The 19,195-nt window shown below is 71.6% G+C and carries 18 protein-coding genes; 8 read left to right on the top strand and 10 right to left on the bottom strand.

Annotated elements, in window-relative coordinates:
- Window positions 1–6 precede the first annotated feature (6 nt).
- On the bottom strand, window positions 7–1,506 hold the full coding sequence (locus MTAB308_RS10125; protein ID WP_077100105.1) for an APC family permease: 1,500 nt from the start codon (window positions 1,504–1,506) through the stop codon (window positions 7–9).
- A 57-nt stretch (window positions 1,507–1,563) separates the two neighbouring features.
- Between MTAB308_RS10125 and MTAB308_RS10130 the strand changes: the two genes are divergently transcribed.
- Window positions 1,564–3,069: an FAD-dependent oxidoreductase gene (locus MTAB308_RS10130; RefSeq protein WP_245831367.1), complete on the top strand. Its 1,506-nt coding sequence runs from the start codon at window positions 1,564–1,566 to the stop codon at window positions 3,067–3,069.
- Here the strand turns inward: MTAB308_RS10130 and manA are convergent.
- From manA to MTAB308_RS10150, 4 genes are all read right to left on the bottom strand, one after another.
- On the bottom strand, window positions 3,047–4,273 hold the full coding sequence (gene manA, locus MTAB308_RS10135; protein WP_077099327.1) for a mannose-6-phosphate isomerase, class I: 1,227 nt from the start codon (window positions 4,271–4,273) through the stop codon (window positions 3,047–3,049). The two genes, MTAB308_RS10130 and manA, sit on opposite strands and share 23 nt — an antisense overlap.
- Window positions 4,274–4,281: 8 nt before the next feature.
- Window positions 4,282–5,382 (bottom strand): TobH protein, encoded by a 1,101-nt coding sequence (locus MTAB308_RS10140; RefSeq protein ID WP_077099328.1) that lies wholly within the window; start codon window positions 5,380–5,382, stop codon window positions 4,282–4,284.
- Complete coding sequence (locus MTAB308_RS10145; RefSeq protein ID WP_077099329.1) at window positions 5,379–6,767, bottom strand: phosphomannomutase/phosphoglucomutase; 1,389 nt, start codon at window positions 6,765–6,767, stop codon at window positions 5,379–5,381. The genes MTAB308_RS10140 and MTAB308_RS10145 overlap by 4 nt, the downstream gene beginning before the upstream one ends.
- 113 nt (window positions 6,768–6,880) lie before the next feature.
- Window positions 6,881–7,333 (bottom strand): DUF3499 domain-containing protein, encoded by a 453-nt coding sequence (locus MTAB308_RS10150; RefSeq protein WP_077099330.1) that lies wholly within the window; start codon window positions 7,331–7,333, stop codon window positions 6,881–6,883.
- A gap of 172 nt (window positions 7,334–7,505) precedes the next feature.
- Between MTAB308_RS10150 and MTAB308_RS10155 the strand changes: the two genes are divergently transcribed.
- Entirely contained in the window at window positions 7,506–7,928 is a 423-nt protein-coding gene (locus MTAB308_RS10155) for a metallopeptidase family protein (RefSeq protein ID WP_068238927.1), read from the top strand.
- 9 nt (window positions 7,929–7,937) lie between these two features.
- On the opposite strand, the gene MTAB308_RS10160 is transcribed toward MTAB308_RS10155, so the two are convergent.
- Window positions 7,938–8,276 carry a WhiB family transcriptional regulator gene (locus MTAB308_RS10160; RefSeq protein WP_077099331.1) on the bottom strand — a complete coding sequence of 113 codons (339 nt, stop codon included), beginning with the start codon at window positions 8,274–8,276 and terminating at the stop codon, window positions 7,938–7,940.
- Window positions 8,277–8,596: 320 nt separating this feature from the next.
- On the opposite strand from MTAB308_RS10160, the gene cofD reads away from it, so the two are divergent.
- Genes cofD through MTAB308_RS10185 form a run of 4 tightly spaced genes read left to right on the top strand, consistent with a single transcriptional unit; the run spans window position 8,597 to window position 13,092 of the window.
- Window positions 8,597–9,592 (top strand): 2-phospho-L-lactate transferase, encoded by a 996-nt coding sequence (gene cofD / locus MTAB308_RS10170; protein ID WP_077099332.1) that lies wholly within the window; start codon window positions 8,597–8,599, stop codon window positions 9,590–9,592.
- 5 nt (window positions 9,593–9,597) lie between these two features.
- Window positions 9,598–10,950: a coenzyme F420-0:L-glutamate ligase gene (locus tag MTAB308_RS10175; protein WP_108637304.1), complete on the top strand. Its 1,353-nt coding sequence runs from the start codon at window positions 9,598–9,600 to the stop codon at window positions 10,948–10,950.
- Between the two features lie 10 nt (window positions 10,951–10,960).
- Complete coding sequence (locus MTAB308_RS10180; RefSeq protein WP_077099334.1) at window positions 10,961–12,535, top strand: Eco57I restriction-modification methylase domain-containing protein; 1,575 nt, start codon at window positions 10,961–10,963, stop codon at window positions 12,533–12,535.
- Window positions 12,532–13,092: an NUDIX hydrolase gene (locus tag MTAB308_RS10185; protein WP_077100106.1), complete on the top strand. Its 561-nt coding sequence runs from the start codon at window positions 12,532–12,534 to the stop codon at window positions 13,090–13,092. Before MTAB308_RS10180 ends, MTAB308_RS10185 begins: the two co-directional genes overlap by 4 nt.
- An 8-nt stretch (window positions 13,093–13,100) precedes the next feature.
- Here MTAB308_RS10185 and MTAB308_RS10190 read toward each other — a convergent pair whose 3' ends face one another.
- The 4 genes from MTAB308_RS10190 to rfbD all read right to left on the bottom strand — a co-directional run bounded on the left by MTAB308_RS10190 (window position 13,101) and on the right by rfbD (window position 16,937).
- Window positions 13,101–13,955: a hypothetical protein gene (locus tag MTAB308_RS10190; RefSeq protein WP_077099335.1), complete on the bottom strand. Its 855-nt coding sequence runs from the start codon at window positions 13,953–13,955 to the stop codon at window positions 13,101–13,103.
- Between the two features lie 106 nt (window positions 13,956–14,061).
- Complete coding sequence (gene manB / locus MTAB308_RS10195; protein ID WP_077099336.1) at window positions 14,062–15,141, bottom strand: mannose-1-phosphate guanylyltransferase; 1,080 nt, start codon at window positions 15,139–15,141, stop codon at window positions 14,062–14,064.
- Window position 15,142: 1 nt separating this feature from the next.
- Window positions 15,143–16,042 (bottom strand): glycosyltransferase family 2 protein, encoded by a 900-nt coding sequence (locus tag MTAB308_RS10200; protein WP_077099337.1) that lies wholly within the window; start codon window positions 16,040–16,042, stop codon window positions 15,143–15,145.
- Window positions 16,035–16,937, bottom strand: coding sequence for a dTDP-4-dehydrorhamnose reductase (gene rfbD / locus MTAB308_RS10205; RefSeq protein WP_077099338.1), 903 nt, complete (start codon window positions 16,935–16,937; stop codon window positions 16,035–16,037). Before rfbD ends, MTAB308_RS10200 begins: the two co-directional genes overlap by 8 nt.
- 75 nt (window positions 16,938–17,012) lie before the next feature.
- Here rfbD and MTAB308_RS10210 point away from each other — a divergent pair, with 75 nt between their 5' ends.
- Together MTAB308_RS10210 and MTAB308_RS10215 are read left to right on the top strand one after the other, a co-directional pair.
- On the top strand, window positions 17,013–18,491 hold the full coding sequence (locus MTAB308_RS10210; protein ID WP_425436232.1) for an LCP family protein: 1,479 nt from the start codon (window positions 17,013–17,015) through the stop codon (window positions 18,489–18,491).
- Window positions 18,479–19,195: a TIGR03089 family protein gene (locus tag MTAB308_RS10215; RefSeq protein WP_216823658.1), complete on the top strand. Its 717-nt coding sequence runs from the start codon at window positions 18,479–18,481 to the stop codon at window positions 19,193–19,195. Before MTAB308_RS10210 ends, MTAB308_RS10215 begins: the two co-directional genes overlap by 13 nt.

The following is a 19,195-nucleotide window of genomic DNA, read 5'->3' on the forward strand; positions in this document are numbered from 1 at the left end:
AGAACCCTAATTTGTAAACGAACCCGCCTCGGCGGGCTCGCGGCCCGCGTTCCGTCGGCCCTGCACGGAGTGCCGGTACCCGTAGCCGGCGTAGATCGCGGTGCCCACCACCAGCCACACCGCGAACCGAACCCAGGTCAACGCGGTGAGGTTGAGCATCAGCCACACGCAGGCGCAGATCGACGCGATGGGCAGCACCGGCACCCATGGGGCCCGGAACCCCCGCTCCAGGTCCGGCCGGGAGCGGCGCAGGACCATGACGCCGGCCGAGACCAGGACGAACGCGAACAGCGTCCCGACGTTGACCATCTCCTCGAGCTTGGTGATCGGAAACACCGACGCGGTCGCCGCCACCACCACCGCGACCAGGACCGTGATCCGGATCGGGGTGCCGCGCGACCCGGTCTTGGCCAGCGGCCGCGGCAACAGCCCGTCGCGCGCCATCGCGAACAGCACCCGGCACTGCCCGAGCATCAGCACCATCACGACGGTGGTCAGCCCCGCCAGCGCCCCGACGGCGATGATTTTGCTGGCCCACTGGATCCCGTTTGCTGCGAACGCCGTGGCCAGGTTGGCCGGGTGGTGGCCGGGCACGGTCTTGAGCTGGGTGTAGGACACCATGCCGGAGAGCACCACCGCGACGGCGACATACAGCAGGGTGACGATCGCCAGCGACACCAGAATCCCCCGCGGGACGTCGCGCTGGGGATTCTTGGTCTCCTCGGCCATGGTGGCGACGATGTCGAAGCCGATGAACGCGAAGAACACGATGGACGCCCCCGCCAGCACCCCGTACCAGCCGTAGTGACTGCTGTGGGCCCCGGTCAGCAGCGACAGCACCGACTGATTGATGCCCGACGCCTCCTGCCCGGACTCCGGCTTCGGGATGAACGGCGAGTAGTTGGCGCCCTTGATGTAGAAGGCGCCGACGATCACGACCAGCAGCACCACCGACACCTTGATACCGGTGATCACCGCGGAGAACCGCGACGACAATTTGGTTCCCAGCGCGATCAGCGTCGCCACCGTCGCGACGATCACCAGCGCGCCCCAATCCAGCTGGATCGATCCGATTTGCGCTGTGCCACCGGCGAATCCGAACACGTTGCCGAGATAGCTCGACCAGCCCTTGGACACGACGGCGGCGCCGATCGCCAACTCCAGCAGCAGGTTCCAGCCGATGATCCAGGCGAGGAACTCCCCGAAGGTGGCGTAGGAGAACGTGTAGGCGCTGCCCGCCACCGGCAGCGTCGAGGCGAATTCGGCGTAGCACAGCGCGGCCAACGCGCAGGTGACGGCCGCGATCACGAACGAGATCCAGATGGCGGGGCCGGTGATGTCCCCGGTGGTCGACGCGGTGACCGTGAAGATGCCGGCGCCGATCACCACCGCGACGCCGAACACGACCAGGTCCCGCCACGTCAGCTCCCGGCGCAGCCGGGTTTCGGGCTCGTCGGTGTCGGCGATCGATTGCTCGACCGATTTGATGCGCCATCGATTCGCCACGCGGCCCCCCTTCCCGGTGTGCCTGTTGGACCGCACAGTACTGGGTAGTCTGCGAACATGGCGGAGAGCGGGGGGAACGCAAGGGGTCACGCGGCGGTCATCGGGGGAAGCATCGCGGGCCTGTGTGCCGCGCGGGTGCTGTCGGATTGCTACTCGCGGGTGACGGTCTACGAGCGCGACGAGTTGCCGAGCGCGCCGGCGAGCCGCGCGGCCGTCCCACAGGACCGGCACCTGCACATGCTGATGGCGCGCGGGGCGGCGGAGTTCGAGAGCCTGTTTCCCGGCCTGCTGGCCGACATGGTGGCCGCGGGCGTGCCCATGCTGGAGAACCGGCCGGACTGCATCCACCTGGGGGCGGCGGGCCATGTCCTCGGGACGGGGCACACGCTGCGCGACGAGTTCACCGCGTACGTGCCCAGCCGGCCACACCTGGAATGGCAGCTGCGCCGGCGGGTGCACGCGATCGACAACGTCGAGATCGTGCGGCGGCCGGTCGCCGAGCCGCGCTACGACCACGCGCGCCAGCGGGTCACCGGCGTGCTGTTGGACCCCCAGGACCGGGGCGAGCCGGAGTTCGTGCCGACCGACCTCGTCGTCGACGCCGCGGGCCGGGGCACCCGGCTGCCGGTGTGGTTGGAGCAGTGGGGCTTCGAGCGCCCGGTCGAAGCCACCATCGACATCGGCATCCACTACGCGTCGCATCAGTTCCGCATGCCGGAGGGCGTGATCGCCGAGAAGGTGGTGGTCGCCGGCGCCTCCCACGACGAGTCGCTCGGGCTGGGCATGCTGCATTACGAGGACCGCGTCTGGGTGCTGACCACGTTCGGCGTGGCCGACGCCAAACCGCCCAGGACGTTCCCGGAGATGCTCGCGCTGGCCGGCAAGCTGCTGCCCGCGCATTTCAATGCCGCCCTGGCGCAGGCGGAACCGTTCGGCGAGCCGGCGTTTCACGCGTTTCCGGCCAGCCGCTGGCGCCGCTACCACAAGCTGGACCGCTTCCCGGCCGGCATCGTCCCGTTCGGTGACGCCGTGGCCAGCTTCAACCCCACGTTCGGGCAGGGCATGACGATGACGTCGCTGCAGGCCGGTCATCTGCGGCGGGCGCTGCGTTCCGACGACCTGGCCCGCGAGCTCAATCGCGCCACCGCCAAGACCACCTACCCGGTGTGGATCATGAACGCCATCGGCGACGTCACGTTCCACCACGCCACCACGAAGGGATCCATCCCGTGGTGGTGGCGGCCCTCCGGCGCGCTGTTCGACCAGTTCCTCGGGGCCGCCGAGACCGAACCCGTTCTGGCCGAATGGTTTTTGCGCCGGTTCTCGCTGCTGGACAGCCTCTACATGGTCCCGCCGCCGCGGATCATCGGGCGCACCATGGCGCACAACATGCGGCTGTGGCTGCGCGAGCGCCGGGAAGCCGCCGGTGGCGGTCGCGACCGCGGCGCCGGGGGCACCTCCCGCGTGCGGGGGAGCCGGCGATGGGGGCACCTCCCGCTTGCGGGGGACGGGTCGCCACCATCCCGGCGGCGGCGCGCCTCTAGAGCCCTACGGTCACCCTGAACAGCTGGGCGGGCTCGCGCGCGACCAGCCGGATGGGCCCGTCGTCGGCCGCCACCCACGCGGCCATCCCACGTTCCAGCGTGAGCGACCCGGACTTGGCGTGCACCGTCGCGCAGCCCTCGCTGCACAACAGGATCTGCGGGCCTTCGTGGCTGCATGTCGCGTCGACCTCGTGGCCGAGGTACTCGCCGTCCAGGGCCAGGACCGCGACGGCGAACTCGGCGGTCGGCGTCTCGTAGATTCGGCCGAACCCCTCGCGGCGCACGTGCGGGCGCAATTGCGCCTCGGTGGTGGGGGTGAAGTCCAGCACCCGCAGCAGCTCGGGCACGTCGACGTGCTTGGGGGTGAGCCCGCCGCGTAACACGTTGTCGGAGTTGGCCATCACCTCGACCGCGAAGCCGCGCAGGTAGGTGTGCAGGTTGCCGGCCGACACGAAGATCGCCTCGCCCGGGGCCAGGGTGATGCGGTTGAGCAACAACGCCGCCAGCACGCCGGCGTCGCCGGGATAGCGTTCGCCGAGCTCCAGCACGGTCTTGGCCTCGGCCGCGAATTCCGTCGCCCCGGAGCTGACGTAGGCGATGGCGCCGTCCAGCACGGCGGGCACCAGCACGTCGATGTCGGGCTGCGGCGCGGTGATCCAAGTGGTGAACAGCGCGCGCAGGCCGTCGGCGTCGGATTGATCGTCCAGCAGGCCGATGTAGGGGTCGAGGTCGGAGACGGCCAGCGCGCGCAGCAACGCGATGGTCGCCGACGCCTGACGAAATCCGGCCAGCGCCTCGAACGACTGCAGCGCGACCAACAACTCCGGCTTGTGGGAGGTGTCGCGGTAGTTGCGCAACGGCGAAGACACCGGAATGCCGAGCCGCTCCTCACGCAGGTATCCCTCGACCGCCTGCTCGGCGCTCGGATGCGCCTGCAGCGACAGCGGCTCGTCGGCGGCCAGCACCTTGACCAAAAACGGGAGCACGTCCCCGAACCGGGCGCGCGAGCCCGCACCGAGCTGTCCCTCCGGGTCGGCGACGAGGGCCTCGAGCAACGAGACCTCGCCCTTGTCCGTTTCCAGCCAGGCCGGATCGGCGGGGTGTGCACCGAACCAGAGCTCGGCCTCGGGGTGGGCCGCAGGAATCGTGCGCCCGGTGAATTCCGCAAGGGCGGTGCGCGATCCCCACGCGTATGTCCTCAAGGCCCCGCGAAGCAGTTCCACTTGTGTATCTATCCCCGCACCAGTCGCATGTAAACCGCGGCCATCTCCAGCCGAACGGCCAATACTGCCAGTTGCTCCTCGGCGGTGATGGCGCCCCCCAACGCCGGCGCAACCGTCGACCCGGCCGAGCCGCCGGGTCCGTCGGGCACATCCTCGGCGGCGAGCAGGTACACGTCGTCGAGCCCCGCGGTCCGGGCGGCCACCACCGTCTGTTCGGCCGACAGGGTCAGCGCCAGCACCCGCAGCCGCTCGGGGCGCGGCCCGTCGATCTCCTCGTCGTGGAAGAGGTCATCCACCGCCCCGCCGCTGGTGTCCGCCGCCGCCCGCAACGCCAGCACGGCGTCCGCCAACCCGGTGGCGGCGACCACCTCGTGGGCGAGCCGCAGCAGCACCGAGCTGCCGTGCCACGCCAGCGCCAGCGTGGCCGCGCAGTCGCCCGCCAGCGCCGCCCGGCGGCCGGCTATCCGCGCGGCGATCGTCTTGGCGGGGTTGGTGAACAGCTGGCGGCCGGCGCTGTTGCGCAGCGCCTCGGCATCGAGCGCGTCGGCGAGCAAGCCCAGATCCTGCCCGTCCGGCCGGGGGTCGACGACGCCCAGGACCGCCAGGCCCGCGGCGAGGTAACGGCACAGCCCCAACGCGTCGGGCACCCACACCCGCGGCTCCAGCACGGCGGCGCGCCCGGCCGTGGAGTCGCGCAGCGGTCCCTCGTACGGCGCGACCACGACCACCCGCGCGCCCCGGCGCACGCCGGTCGCGGCGGCGCTGACCAGCGCGGGATCGCCGGGATCGTCACCCGCGACCACCAGCACGTCCAGCGCGCCGACCCACGGCGGCGCCTCGCCGGCGACCACGATCGGTTCGGCGGCCACCCCACCCACCGTCGCGGCCAGCATGGCGCCGGCGGTCCGGGCCGTCCCGCGGCCGGCCACCCAGATCACGCTGCGCGCGCGGTTGTCGGCCCGCAGCGAGTCCAGCGCGCCCTCGTCGGTGGCCGCGGCGATCGCGCGCACCTGCGCGCCCGCCGACGACGCCGCCCGCAACAGGCCGTCTTTGTCGGCCGCGAGCAGGCCGTCGACGTCTTCGAGGTCGACGGCGGCGGTGGCGCTCACGGTGTGGCCCCGGCGATCTCGGCACGGACGTGGGAAACGACGGCGTCGACGTCCTCGGTGGTGCGGCCCTCCACGTTGAGCCGCAGCAACGGCTCGGTGTTCGAGCTGCGCAGGTTGAACCAACTGCCGTCGCCCAAATCGACCGTCACCCCGTCCAGGTGATCGATGGACTGAATCCTGGTGCCGAACGATTTCAGCACCGCGTCCACACAATACGGCGCGTCGGCCACCGTGAAGTTGATCTCGCCGGACGACTCGTAGCGCTGGTAGTCGGCGGTCAGCTCCGACAGCGGTCTGGGGGGCCCGTCCTGCTCGCCGAGGGCGGCCAGCACGTACAGCGCCGCCAGCATCCCGGAGTCGGCGCCCCAGAAATCCCGGAAGTAGTAGTGCGCGGAGTGCTCCCCGCCGAAGATCGCGCCGGTGTCGGCCATCAGCGCCTTGATGTAGGAGTGGCCGACCCGCGAGCGCAGCGGCGTGCCGCCGCGCTCGGTGACCAGTTCGGGCACCGCGCGGGAGGTGATCACGTTGTGGATGATCGTGGCGCCGATCTCCCGGCCCAGCTCCCGGGCGGCCACCAGGCTGGTCACTGTGGACGGCGACACCAACTCCCCGCGCTCGTCGACCACAAAGCACCGGTCGGCGTCCCCGTCGAAGGCCAGCCCTATGTCGGCCCCGTTGTCGCGCACGAACTTCTGCAGGTCCACCAGGTTGGCCGGGTCGAGCGGGTTGGCCTCGTGATGGGGAAACGACCCGTCGAGTTCGAAGTACAACGGCAGCAAGGTGATCGAGTCGATCGCGCCCAGCACGGCCGGGGCGGTGTGGCCGGCCATGCCGTTGCCGGCGTCCACGGCCACCCGCAGCGGACGCAGCCCGGAGGTGTCCACCAGCGAACGCAGGAACGTCCCGTAGTCGGCCAGCACGTCGCGATCGGCGGCGGTCCCCGGCGGGCCGTCGTAGGCCGGGACGCCGGCGATCACGTGGTCGCTGATGGTGCTCAGCCCGGTCTCGGCGCCGACCGGTTTGGCGCCGGCCCGGCACAGCTTGATGCCGTTGTAGGCAGCCGGGTTGTGGCTCGCGGTGAACATCGCGCCGGGGCAATCCAGCAGCCCGGAGGCGAAATAGAGCTGATCGGTGGACGCCAAACCGATCCGCACCACGTCCAGGCCCTGGCCCAGCACCCCGCGCGCGAAGGCCGCGGCCAGCGCCGGCGAACTGTCCCGCATGTCGTGGCCGAGTACCACCTGCCGGGCGCCCTCGGCGCGCATCAACGCGGCGAACGCGGCGCCCAGCTCGGCGAGCAGCGACTCGTCGAGCTCCTCGCCGACCAGCCCGCGCACGTCGTATGCCTTGACGACGCGGCGAACGGTCGCGGCGGACCGTGACATGCGAAACTCCTGACGCTCCTGACGGTGGGGCTCTTGGCGTCAGCCTATCGGCCCGGGAAAAACCCGCGGCGCGTTAGACCCGGCCAGTCAGAGCTCGACCCGGCTGGACCCGGCTAGTCGGCGGGGTCCGGCAGCACCCGCAGGTGCCCTCGACGGCGACCGGAGCGGCGCTCAGGCGGCGCGAGCAGCCCGCTGCTCGGCGCGGTGGCCTGGGCTCCGGCGTGAATGTGGGGATCGGAAAAGCCGTTCAGGGGCGGGCCCGCGGACGGGTGGGACCGGCCCCCATCACCCGGCCGACCCTCGCGCACCGCGTCGGCCAGGGCGACCAGGTCGTCCTCGTCGGGATGGGTGGGCTCGGAAAGGAGGGGCCCGGCGTGGCGCACGAGGTCCCAGCCGCGGGGCGCGGTGATCCGGCCGGCGTGGGCGACGCACAGGTCCCAGGAGTGCGGTTCGCGCGCGGTGGCGAGCGGGCCCACCACCGCCGTCGAGTCCGAGTAGACGAACGTCAAGGTCGCCACGGCGTAGTGCGGACACCCGGGCCGGCAACAGCGACGGGGAACGTTCACGCCGAAAGGCTATCGTGCGCAAACGCCATGGAAGCGCCGGACACGCGCATCCGTTCGACCCGCGATGTACAACCGTTACCATCGGCGCGTGGGCGATTCCCGCGGCTCCCCGCACGGCGATCGGCCGGGGCGCCGATCGGCTTCCTACCGAGGGTCGCGCCGCGGCCGCGACATGCGCGGTCCGCTGCTGCCGCCGACCGTGCCCGGATGGCGCAGCCGGGCCGAGCGATTCGACATGGCGGTGCTGGAGGCCTACGAGCCGATCGAGCGGCGCTGGCAGGAGCGGGTGTCCGAACTGGACGTGGCCGTCGACGAGATCCCGCGGATCGCCGCCAAGGACCCCGACAGCGTGCAGTGGCCACCGGAGGTCATCGCCGACGGGCCGATCGCGCTCGCCCGGTTGATCCCGGCCGGCGTCGACGTCCGGGGCAACGCGACGCGCGCACGAATTGTCTTGTTCCGCAAGCCGATTGAACGACGGGCCAAAGACACCGACGAACTTGGCGAGTTGTTGCACGAAATCCTGGTGGCCCAGGTGGCCATCTACTTGGACGTCGAGCCCTCGGTCATCGACCCCACGATCGACGACGAATAGCGTCGCGCGTCAGATGATGCCGCGCTTGAGGCGGCGGCGTTCCCGTTCGGACAGACCGCCCCAGATGCCGAAGCGCTCGTCGTGCGCCAGGGCGTACTCCAGGCACTCGTGGCGAACCTCGCAACCCAGGCAGATCTTCTTGGCCTCGCGGGTGGAGCCGCCCTTCTCCGGGAAGAAGGCCTCCGGATCGGTCTGCGCGCACAGCGCGCGGTCCTGCCACTGATCCGGGGTCGCCGGCGGCAGGGGCTCGGGCTCGAAAGCGACTGGGGCGTCGGGAACCACAGTCAGATGCGGACGGGCGGGCGCCGCCGGCGCCGAGCCGATCATGGTGTGCGGTGTGCCTGTCATAACGCCCCGAAGGTGCTCATAAGACATGCTTCGTCCGCCTCCTCAGCTTTGATTTGAGAGAGTGAGTGCTTCCCACTGTTCTGATGTACAGCCCAATTCGAACAAGTGATCGAATCTCGGTCTGCGACACCGGAATCGGCCGGCCAACCGGGAAATGACACTGTTGTGATTAGACACTTGTTGACCTGCCTGGTCAAGCGTAATGGCCAATTTCCATATCATCTCGTGACCAAATTCCGGCGTTTCTGTTGTTTTTGGGACTTCGGCGTGTCCATCACAGTCCCGTCACGGGCAGTACTGTCGAGCCCTGTGAAGGTCAAGTGAAGGTCACGGTTCTGGCCGGTGGGGTTGGCGGCGCCCGGTTCCTGCTGGGGGTTCAACAGCTGTTCGGGCTGGGTCAATTCGAAACGCAACAGGGCCCACACCCCGACGGACACGAGCTGACCGCGGTCGTCAACGTCGGCGATGACGCCTGGATCCACGGGTTGCGCGTCTGTCCGGATTTGGACACCTGCATGTACACCTTAGGTGGAGGGGTCGACCCGGAGCGAGGGTGGGGGCACCGCGACGAAACATGGCACGCCAAGGAGGAATTGGCGCGCTACGGCGTGCAGCCCGACTGGTTCCAGCTCGGCGACCGCGACCTGGGCACCCACCTGGTGCGCACCCAGATGCTCAACGCGGGCTACCCGCTGTCGCAGATCACCACCGCGCTGTGCGATCGCTGGCGGCCGGGCGCGCGGCTGCTGCCGGCCACCGACGACCGCTGCGAGACGCACGTGGTGATCACCGATCCGGCCGACGACAGCCGTCGGGCGATCCACTTCCAGGAATGGTGGGTGCGCTACCGCGCGCAGGTGCCCACGCACAGCTTCGCGTTCGTCGGCGCCGAAAAGGCCAGCGCCACAGCCGAAGCGGTGGCGGCCATCGCCGACGCCGACGTCATCCTGCTGGCGCCGTCCAACCCGGTGGTCAGCGTCGGGGCCATCCTGGCCGTCCCCGGCATCCGCGGGGCGCTGCGCGCGGCCCGGGCGCCGGTGGTCGGCTACTCCCCGATCATCGGCGGAAAGCCGTTGCGCGGCATGGCCGATGCCTGCCTGTCCGTGATCGGGGTCGAATCCACCGCGCAGGCGGTCGGCCGGCATTTCGGCTCGCGGCGGGCCACCGGGATTCTGGACTGCTGGCTCATCCACGAGGGCGACGAGGCCGGCGTCGACGGGGTCGCCGTGCGCGCGGTACCGCTGTTGATGAGCGATCCCAAGGCGACGGCCGAGATGGTCCGCGCCGGGCTGGAGCTGGCGGGCGTGGCGTCGTGAGCGGCGTGACCGGTCCCTCGACCGAGCACGGCACCGGCTCGGCGGTCGAGATACTGCCCGTCACCGGGCTTCCCGAGTTCCGGCCCGGGGACGACCTGGGCGCGTCGCTCGCCGCGGCGGCGCCGTGGCTGCGCGACGCCGACGTCGTGGTGGTCACCAGCAAGGTGGTGTCCAAGTGCGAGGGGCGCCTGGTGCCGGCCCCCGCCGACGCCGAGGAGCGCGACCGGCTGCGCCGCAAGCTCGTCGACGACGAGGCGGTGCGCGTGCTGGCGCGCAAGGGCCAAACGCTGATCACGGAGAACCGGCTCGGCCTGGTCCAGGCCGCCGCCGGGGTGGACGGGTCCAACGTCGGCCGCGACGAGCTGGCGCTGCTGCCGCTCGATCCCGACGCCAGCGCCGCGGCCCTGCGCGCCGCGCTGCGCGAGCGGCTCGGCGTCGACGTCGCCGTCGTCATCACCGACACGATGGGCCGCGCCTGGCGCAACGGCCAGACCGACGCGGCCGTCGGCGCCGCCGGCCTGCGGGTGCTGCACGGCTACGCCGGGGCCGTCGACCGGCACGGCAACGAGCTGCTCGTCACCGAGATCGCGATCGCCGACGAAGTCGCGGCCGCCGCCGATCTGGTCAAGGGCAAACTCACCGCGCTGCCGGTGGCCGTCGTGCGCGGGCTCGCCGTGGTCGACGACGGCTCGACGGCGCGGGAACTGCTGCGACCCGGCGAGGAAGACCTGTTCTGGCTGGGCACGGCCGAGGCCCTCGACATGGGCCGCCGCCAGGCCCAGCTGCTGCGGCGGTCGGTGCGCCGGTTCACCGGCCAGCCGGTGCCACCGGAGCTGATCGAGGAGGCCGTCGCCGAGGCCCTCACCGCGCCGGCCCCCCACCACACCCGACCGGTCCGGTTCGTCTGGCTGCGGACCCCGGCCACCCGGACCCGGCTGCTGGACCGCATGAAGGACCAGTGGCGCTCCGACCTCGCCGGGGACGGCCGGCCCGCCGACGCGATAGAGCGCCGGGTGGCGCGCGGCCAGATCCTCTACGACGCACCCGAAATGGTGATCCCCTTCCTCGTCCCCGAGGGCGCGCACGCCTACCCCGACGCGGCCCGCACCGACGCCGAGCACACCATGTTCACGGTCGCGGTCGGCGCGGCCGTGCAGGCCCTGCTGGTGGCGCTGGCGGTGCGGGGGGTGGGCAGCTGCTGGATCGGGTCGACGATCTTCGCCGCCGACCTCGTGCGCGCCGAGCTGCAGCTGCCCGCCGACTGGGAGCCCCTGGGCGCCGTCGCGATCGGCTACGCCGAGGACCCGCCCGGGCCGCGCGACGCGCCGGACCCCGGGGATCTGCTGCTGCGCAAGTAATACTGAGCCCATGCATTTCGCGGGCAAGGCCGCGGCGTCGGCCGCCAAGGTCCGCGGCGGCTACTACACCCCCGCCCCGGTGGCGCGATTCCTGGCCGGCTGGGTCCGCGGGGCCGGCCCGCGCATCGTCGAGCCGTCCTGCGGCGACGGCCGGATCCTGCGCGAGCTGGCCGCCCTCGGCGGCCGGGCGCGCGGCGTGGAGCTGATGCCGGACGAAGCGGCCAAGGCCCGGCAATTCGCGCCCGTCGACGCCGAGAACCTGTTCACGTGGCTGGCGCGGGCCGAGCCCGGCGGCTTCGACGGCGTCGCGGGCAACCCGCCCTACATCCGCTTCGGCAACTGGGCATCCGATCAGCGGGACCCGGCCCTGGAGCTGATGCGCCGCGCGGGCCTGCGCCCCAGCCGGCTGACCAACGCCTGGGTCCCCTTCGTCGTCGCGAGCGCGGTCCTGGCACGCGACGGCGGACGGGTCGGGCTGGTGCTGCCGGCCGAGTTGCCCCAGGTCGGCTACGCCGCCCAACTGCGCGAGTATCTGCTCGGCCGGTTCCGCGAGATCACGCTCGTGACGTTCGAGCGGTTGGTGTTCGACGGCATCCTGCAGGAGGTCGTGCTGTTCTGCGGTGTGGTCGGGGCGGGCCCGGCGCGCATGCGCACCGTCCACCTCACCGACGCCGGCGCGCTGGCGGGCGCCGACCTCGACGCCGAGTGGGCGCCGGCGCTGCTGCACGAGAAGGAGAAGTGGACCAAGTACTTCCTGGACCCCGCCGCGATCCGGCTGCTGCGCACGCTCAAGGGATCGCCGGCCATGACCCGGCTCGGGTCGCTCGCCGGCGTGGACGTCGGGATCGTGACGGGCCGCAACAGCTTCTTCACGTTCACCGACGCGGACGCCGACGCGCTGGGGCTGCGGCCGCACTGCGTCCCGCTCGTCTCGCGCAGCGCGCAGTTGTCCGGACTGGTCTACGACACCGACTGCCGGGCGAGCGATGTCGCGGCGGGCCAGCGGACCTGGCTGCTCAACGCGCCGCCCGAACCGACCGGCGCCGCGCTGCTCGCGCACGTCCGCGCCGGTGAGGCCGCGGGCGTGCACAACGGCTACAAGTGCTCGATCCGCAAGCCGTGGTGGACCACCCCGTCGTTGTGGGTTCCCGATCTGTTCCTGCTGCGCCAGATCCACCGGGCCCCGCGGCTGACCGTCAACGGCGCCGCGGCGACGAGCACCGACACCGTGCACCGGGTCCGCGTGGCGCCCGGCGTCGATCCGACGGCGCTGGCCGCGGTGTTCCACAACAGCGTGACGTTCGCGTTCGCCGAGATCCTGGGCCGCAGTTACGGTGGGGGCATCTTGGAGCTGGAACCCAAAGAAGCCGAACAGCTTCCGATCCCCGCGCCGGCGCGCGCCGGCGCCGAACTCGCCTGCGACGTCGACCTGTTGTTGAAGGCGGGCGAGGTCGACAAGGCGCTCGACCTCGTCGACCGGCGCGTGCTGATCGACGGGCTCGGGTTGTCTCCCGAGGTGGTCGCGGGGTGCCGCGCGGCCTGGGTTTCGCTGCGGGACCGCCGGACCAGGCGCGGATCCCGTTGAGCCTGCGCGAATCCGCGATCTCGCTCCTGAGCGACTGGCGGCCCACGGATCCGGCGCAGGATTCGCTGCGGCACGCCGTGCTGGCCTTCGTGCACGCCCGCCCCGACGCCTGCCGCCGCGCGTGCGCGGCCGGCCACGTCACCGCCTCGGCGCTGGTGCTCGACCACACCGGTGCCCAGGTGCTGCTGACGCTGCACCCGCGGCTGGGCCGCTGGGTGCAGCTGGGCGGGCACTGCGACGAGGACGACGCCGACGTCGTCGCGGCCGCGTTGCGCGAGGCCACCGAGGAGTCTGGCATCGCCGGCCTGCGCATCGATCCCGAGCTGGCCGCCGTGCACGTCCACCCGGTCACCTGCTCGCTCGGCGTGCCGACCCGCCACCTGGACCTGCAGTTCGTGGCGCACGCGCCGCCCGGCGCCCGGATCGCCATCAGCGACGAGTCCGACGATTTGCGGTGGTGGCCGGCCGACGCGCTGCCAGAGGGCACCGACCACGCCCTGGCCTATTTGGTGGCTCGCGGCATCGAAATCGACGCCGCCGCGCAGAAGTGCGAGTAACTCGCGCGCTAACGTCGATCTCGGCGATAACCACGGTGGACGAGAGCCTCATGCGCACGGCGGACGATCTCGTCGGGTCGATGCTCGGCGACGACCCGGATCACGGTCCAGCCCAATTCGGAGAGCTTCCTGAGCCGGTCGATGTCCTTGACGAATTGCCTTCGATCCGTGCGGTGTTGGTCGCCGTCATACTCCAGCGCGACCATGTAGTCCTCCCAGCCCATGTCCAGCAATCCGACCAATCGCCAACCCTCGCTGACCGGTATCTGCGTAGTCGGTGTGGGCAGGCCGGCGTCGATGAGAAGCAGCCGCAGCCAGCTTTCCTTCGGCGAGGCCGCGCCCCCGTCCACCAGCGGCAGCACCTCCGCCAGCCGTCGCAGGCCACGGGCGCCTTTGTACCGCTTCGTCAAGACGGAGACGTCTTCGAATGAGTACGGCTTTGCTCGCATCAGCGCGTCGAGGCGCGCCAGCGCGCGACCCCGCGGCAGATGGCGGCCAAGGTCGAAGGCGGTGCGGGCAACAGATGTCACCGGCAGCCGCTTGACGACGGTCACTTCGTCGTCAGCCACCGTCTCGTTGCGAACGATCAGCCCGCGCTGGGGCCGGGCGCTCTTCGAGATGAGCTCGACGGGCGCATCCGCGTCAACCCACCGCGCGCCGTGCAGCGCGGAGGCCGACGCGCCCGCGATCACCGCTCGCCGTCGCGACCACAGCCAGGCGCCGAGGATGCGGTCATCCAGCGACTGCTCGTGCCGCTTCGGGACGTAGACGCCGCGAAAGATCGGCCGATACCACCGGCGCAGCTGGTGTTCGGTCAGCGTCGCGGCCGCGACCGCGTCGCTGCCCAAGAACACCTCCGCCATGCAGAGATGGTGGACGAGACCACCGACACGCCCCGCCGAGATCGACGCCGGCGCGGAGAAGTTCGAGTGGGCGTCACGTTAACGTCGATCTCGACGCAAAAACGCCCTACACGTCGCTCGAGTAGCGGATCCCGCCGTCGGGAATGGCGACGCCGGGCCACACGCGGGCGCCGCGCAGCAACTCGCAGCGCGCGCCGATGTCGGCGCCGTCGCCGATCACCCCATCGCGGATCAGCGCCCGCGGGCCGATCCGCACGCCGAACCCGACGATCGAGCGCTCGATCACGCTGCCGGCCTCGACCTTGGCGCCGTCGAAGATCACCGCGCCGTCCAGCCGCACGCCGGGGCCGATCTCGGCGCCGCGCCCGACGACGGTGCCGCCGATCAGCACCGCGCCCGGGGACACCGCCGCGCCGTCGTGCACCAACTGCTCGCCGCGGTGGCCGCGCAGCGCCGGGGACGGTGCGATCCCGCGGACCAGGTCGGCCGATCCGCGGACGAAGTCGTCCGGGGTGCCCATGTCGCGCCAGTAGGTGGCGTCGACGTAGCCGCAGACCTTGACTTTCGCGTCGGACAGCAGGGCCGGGAACACCTCGCGCTCCACCGAGACCTCGCGGCCCCGCGGGATCCGGTCGATGATCGCGCGCTGGAAGACATAACAGCCGGCGTTGATCTGGTCGGTCGGCGGATCCTGCGTCTTCTCCAAAAACGCTGTGACCCTGCCCGTTTCGTCGGTCGTCACGCAGCCGAAGGCCCGCGGGTCGCCCACCCGCACCAGGTGCAGGGTGACGTCGGCGGAGTTGGTCCGGTGGAACTCCAGCAGCTGGCCCAGGTCGGCGCCGGAGAGCACGTCGCCGTTGAACACCATCACGGTGTCGTGGCGCAGGTGCCCGGCGACGTTGGCGATGCCGCCGCCGGTTCCCAGCGGCGAGTCCTCGGTCACGTACTGGATCTGCAGGCCCATCTTGGAGCCGTCGCCGAACTCGGCCTCGAACACCTGGGCCTGATACGACGTGCTCAGGATGACGTGCTCGATGCCCGCCGCGGCGATCCGCGACAGCAGGTGGGTCAGGAACGGCAGCCCGGCGGTGGGCAGCATCGGCTTGGGCGCCGAGAGCGTCAGCGGCCGCAACCGGGTGCCCTTGCCGCCGACCAGGATGACGGCGTCGACCTCGGGGCGCGCCACCTCAGCGCCGCCCTTCCGCCAGGTTGCGCCTGCGGCTGCGCAGCGAACTGCGCACCATCAGGCGCGATCGCACCGCCAGCGAGGCGCGCAGCGTCCAGCGCAGCGGCGCACGCCGCCAACCGGAATTCCGGTCGGCCAGGAAGAGATAGGTGCTCCTGTGGTGGGCCGCCAGGTGGCTCGCCGGGTCGTGCCCGGTGGAGTGGCCCTTGTGGTGCAGGACCTCGGAGGAGGGCACGTAGACGCTCAGCCAGCCGGCCTTGCCCAGCCGGTCGCCGAGGTCGACGTCCTCCATGTACATGAAGTAGCGCTCGTCGAAGCCGCCGACCTGGCGAAAGGCCGACCGCCGCACCAGCAGGCACGACCCCGACAGCCAGCCCACCGCGCGTTCGCTGGGCTCCAGCCGCTCCTGGCGGTAGGCCGCCGTCCACGGGTTGCGCTTCCAGAACGGGCCGATCACCGCGTGCATGCCGCCGCGGATCAGGCTGGGCAGGTGGCGCGCCGACGGATACACCGACCCGTCGGGGTCCCGGATGAGCGGGCCCAGCGCGCCGGCGTGCGGCCAGCGGGCGGCGGCGTCCAGCAGGGCGTCGATGCTGCCCGGCCCCCACTGCACGTCGGGGTTGGCCACGATCACCCAGTCCCCGTTCTCGTCCAGGCTTTCGTCCAGCTGCGCGACCGCGCGATTCACCGCGGTCCCATACCCGAGGTTCGCGCCGGTGTCGAAGAGCCGCACGTTCGGATAGCGCTCGATGGCGGCCTGCGGGGTTCCGTCGGTGGAGCCGTTGTCGGCCAGCAGCACGCTGACCGGACGCTCGGTGGCCAGCGACAGGGAGGCCAGGAACCGCTCCAGGTGCGGGCCCGGCGAGTAGGTCACCGTCACGACCGGCAGGATGTCAGTCACGCGTAGAGGGTAACGGTCGGTCGCTGCCCGATGCGGCCAGCGCCGCGACAAGCGCAGCGCGCCAGGGCCTTAGCGGTGTCAGGCCCGCCGCCGCGGACTCCCGGCCGCCCAGCGCGGAGTAGGTCGGCCGCGGCGCCGGGCGCGGGAACTCGTCGGTTTTGACGGGCCGCACCCGGTGGGGGTCGGCGCCGCACTCGGAGAACACCGCGCGGGCCTGCTCGAAGCGCGACACCGCTCCCTCGTTGGCGGCGTGCAGGATCGGACCCGGCACGCGATCGTCGGCGACCTGCAGCAGCGCGACGGCCAGGTCGGCGACGTAGGTCGGCGACCCGGCCTGGTCGTCGACCACGTTCACCGGCCCGTCCCCGGCGGCCAGCCGGCGCATGACCGCGACGAAGTCCTTGCCCGTTCCGCCGGTGTAGAGCCAGGCGGTCCGCACCACGACGGCCGACGGCAGCGCGTCCAGGACCGCCTCCTCGCCGGCGAGCTTGGACAGCGCGTACACGCCCTTCGCGTCGGTCTTGTCGCTGGGCTCGTAGGGACGCGGCTCGCCCGGACCGGGGTCGCCGGTGAACATGTAATCGGTGGAGACGTGGATCAGGCGGGCACCCTCTCGCGCGCAGGCCCGCGCGAGGATTTCCGGACCGGTGGCGTTGACCGCGTAGGCGCGCGCCTCGTCGCTCTCGGCGCCGTCGACGTCGGTGTAGGCCGCGCAGTTGATCACCACGTCGCCGGGGCGGATGATCCGGTCCGCCGCCGCCGGGTCGGTGATGTCCCACTGCGACGACGTCAGCGCCAGGACCTCGCGCCCCCGCTCGGTCGCCAGCGCCGCCAAACAGCTGCCCAGTTGCCCCCCGGCTCCAGTGATCACGATTCGTTCCGAGCTGCCCGACATGTCGTCGAGTCTGGCACGGCCCGGGCGCGCCGCCCCCGGCTACCCGTGAAGCCGCTGTGTCGCAAGTAACCTATTGTGATGCCTGTGCAACGTGTGGTTCGTGTGGTTGCCGCTGTGCTGACCGTCGCGGTCGTTGTCGGCACCGGAATGGCCTGGGGCAACGTGCGCGCCTTCGAGGACGGCATCTTCCACATGTCCGCGCCCTCGCTGGGCAAGGGCGGCGACGACGGCGCGATCGACATCCTGCTGGTCGGCCTGGACAGCCGCACCGATGCGCACGGCAATCCCCTGTCTCAGGAGGAGCTGGCCACCCTGCGGGCCGGTGACGAGGAAGCGACCAACACCGACACGATCATCCTGATCCGGATACCGAACAACGGGAAGTCGGCGACGGCGATCTCGATCCCCCGCGACTCCTACGTCGCGGCCCCCGGGCTGGGCAAGACCAAGATCAACGGCGTCTACGGCCAGACCAGGGAGGCCAAGCGCGCCACCCTCGTCAAGGCCGGCGCCTCCGCGGCCGAGGCGGCCGCCCAGGGCACCGAGGCCGGCCGCGAGGCGCTGATCAAGACCGTCGCCGACCTCACCGGCGTCACCGTCGACCACTACGCCGAGATCGGCCTGCTCGGATTCTCGCTGATCACCGACGCGCTCGGCGGCGTCGACGTGTGCCTCAAACAGCCCGTGTTCGAACCGCTTTCGGGCGCCGACTTCCCCGCCGGGCAACAAAAACTCGACGGCCCCGAGGCGCTGAGCTTCGTGCGCCAGCGCCACGACCTGCCGCGCGGCGACCTGGACCGGGTGGTGCGCCAGCAGGTGGTGATGGCGTCGCTGGCCCACCGGGTCATCTCCGGCAAGACGCTGTCCAGCCCCACCACGCTGCGGCGCCTCGAGGCGGCCGTCCAGCGCTCGGTGGTGATCTCCTCGGGTTGGGACGTCATGGATTTCGTCCAGCAGATGCAGAAGCTGGCCGGCGGCAACGTCGCCTTCGCCACCATCCCGGTGCTCGACGGGGCCGGCTGGAGCGACGACGGCATGCAGAGCGTGGTGCGGGTGGACCCGCACCAGGTCGCCGACTGGGTCGCCGGCCTGCTGCACGACCAGGACCAGGGCAAGACCGAGGAGCTGGCCTACACCCCGGCGAAGACGACCGCGAGCGTGGTCAACGACACCGACATCAACGGCCTGGCGGCCGCGGTGTCGCAGGTGTTGAGCGCCAAGGGATTTGCCACCGGCGCCGTCGGCAACAACGATGGCGGCCACGTGAAGAGCAGTCAGGTTCGCGCCGCCAAGACCGACGATCTGGGCGCCCAGCAGGTCGCCAAGGAGCTGGGCGGCTTGCCCGTCGTCGCCGACCCGGCCCTCGCCGCCGGATCGGTGCGGGTGGTGCTGGCCAACGACTACACCGGGCCGGGATCGGGCCTGTCCGGCGGCCCGAACAGCCAGGTGGTGCCGGCGGGCGCCTCGGGACCGGGGTCGGCCCCTGACCCGAACGTGCCGCCGCCGTCGCCGATCCTGACCGCCGGGTCCGACAAGCCCGAGTGCATCAACTGAGCACGCTGGCCGGGGCCGTCCTGGATCCGATGTTGCGGGCCGACCCGGTCGGCCCGCGCATCACCTACTACGACGACGCGAGCGGCGAGCGCATCGAGTTGTCCGCGGCCACACTGGCCAACTGGGCCGCCAAGACCGGCAACCTGTTGCGCGACGAGATGGGCGCCGGGCCGGCGAGCCGGGTCGCGATCCTGTTGCCGGCGCACTGGCAGACGGCGGCGGTGCTGTTCGGGGTGTGGTGGATCGGGGCCGAGGCGGCGCTCGAACCGGGGGCCGCCGACGTGGCGCTGTGCACCGCGGAGCGGCTGGACGAGGCCGACGGCACGGGCGCCGGCGAGGTGGCCGTGCTGTCGCTGGACCCCTTCGGCCGCCCGGTGCCCGACCTGCCGCTCGGCGTCACCGACTACGCCACCGCCGTGCGGGTCCACGGCGACCAGATCGTCGGCGAAGCCCGGCCCGGTCCGGCGCTGGCCGGGCGATCGGTCGAGGAGGTCCTGGCCGACTGCGAAAGATCGGCCGCCGCAAGGGGATTGACGGCCGCCGACCGGGTACTGTCCAGCGCTTCCTGGGCGGGACCCGCCGAAGTGGTGGACGGCCTGCTGGCGATCCTGGCCGTCGGCGCGTCGCTGGTGCAGGTGGCCAATCCGGACCCGGGGGCGGTGGCGCGCAGGATCGACACGGAAAAGGTGACCCGGGTCCTCTAG

It is taken from the genome of Mycobacterium terramassiliense, assembly GCF_900157385.1.
In the GTDB taxonomy this organism is placed as follows: Bacteria; Actinomycetota; Actinomycetes; order Mycobacteriales; family Mycobacteriaceae; genus Mycobacterium; species Mycobacterium terramassiliense.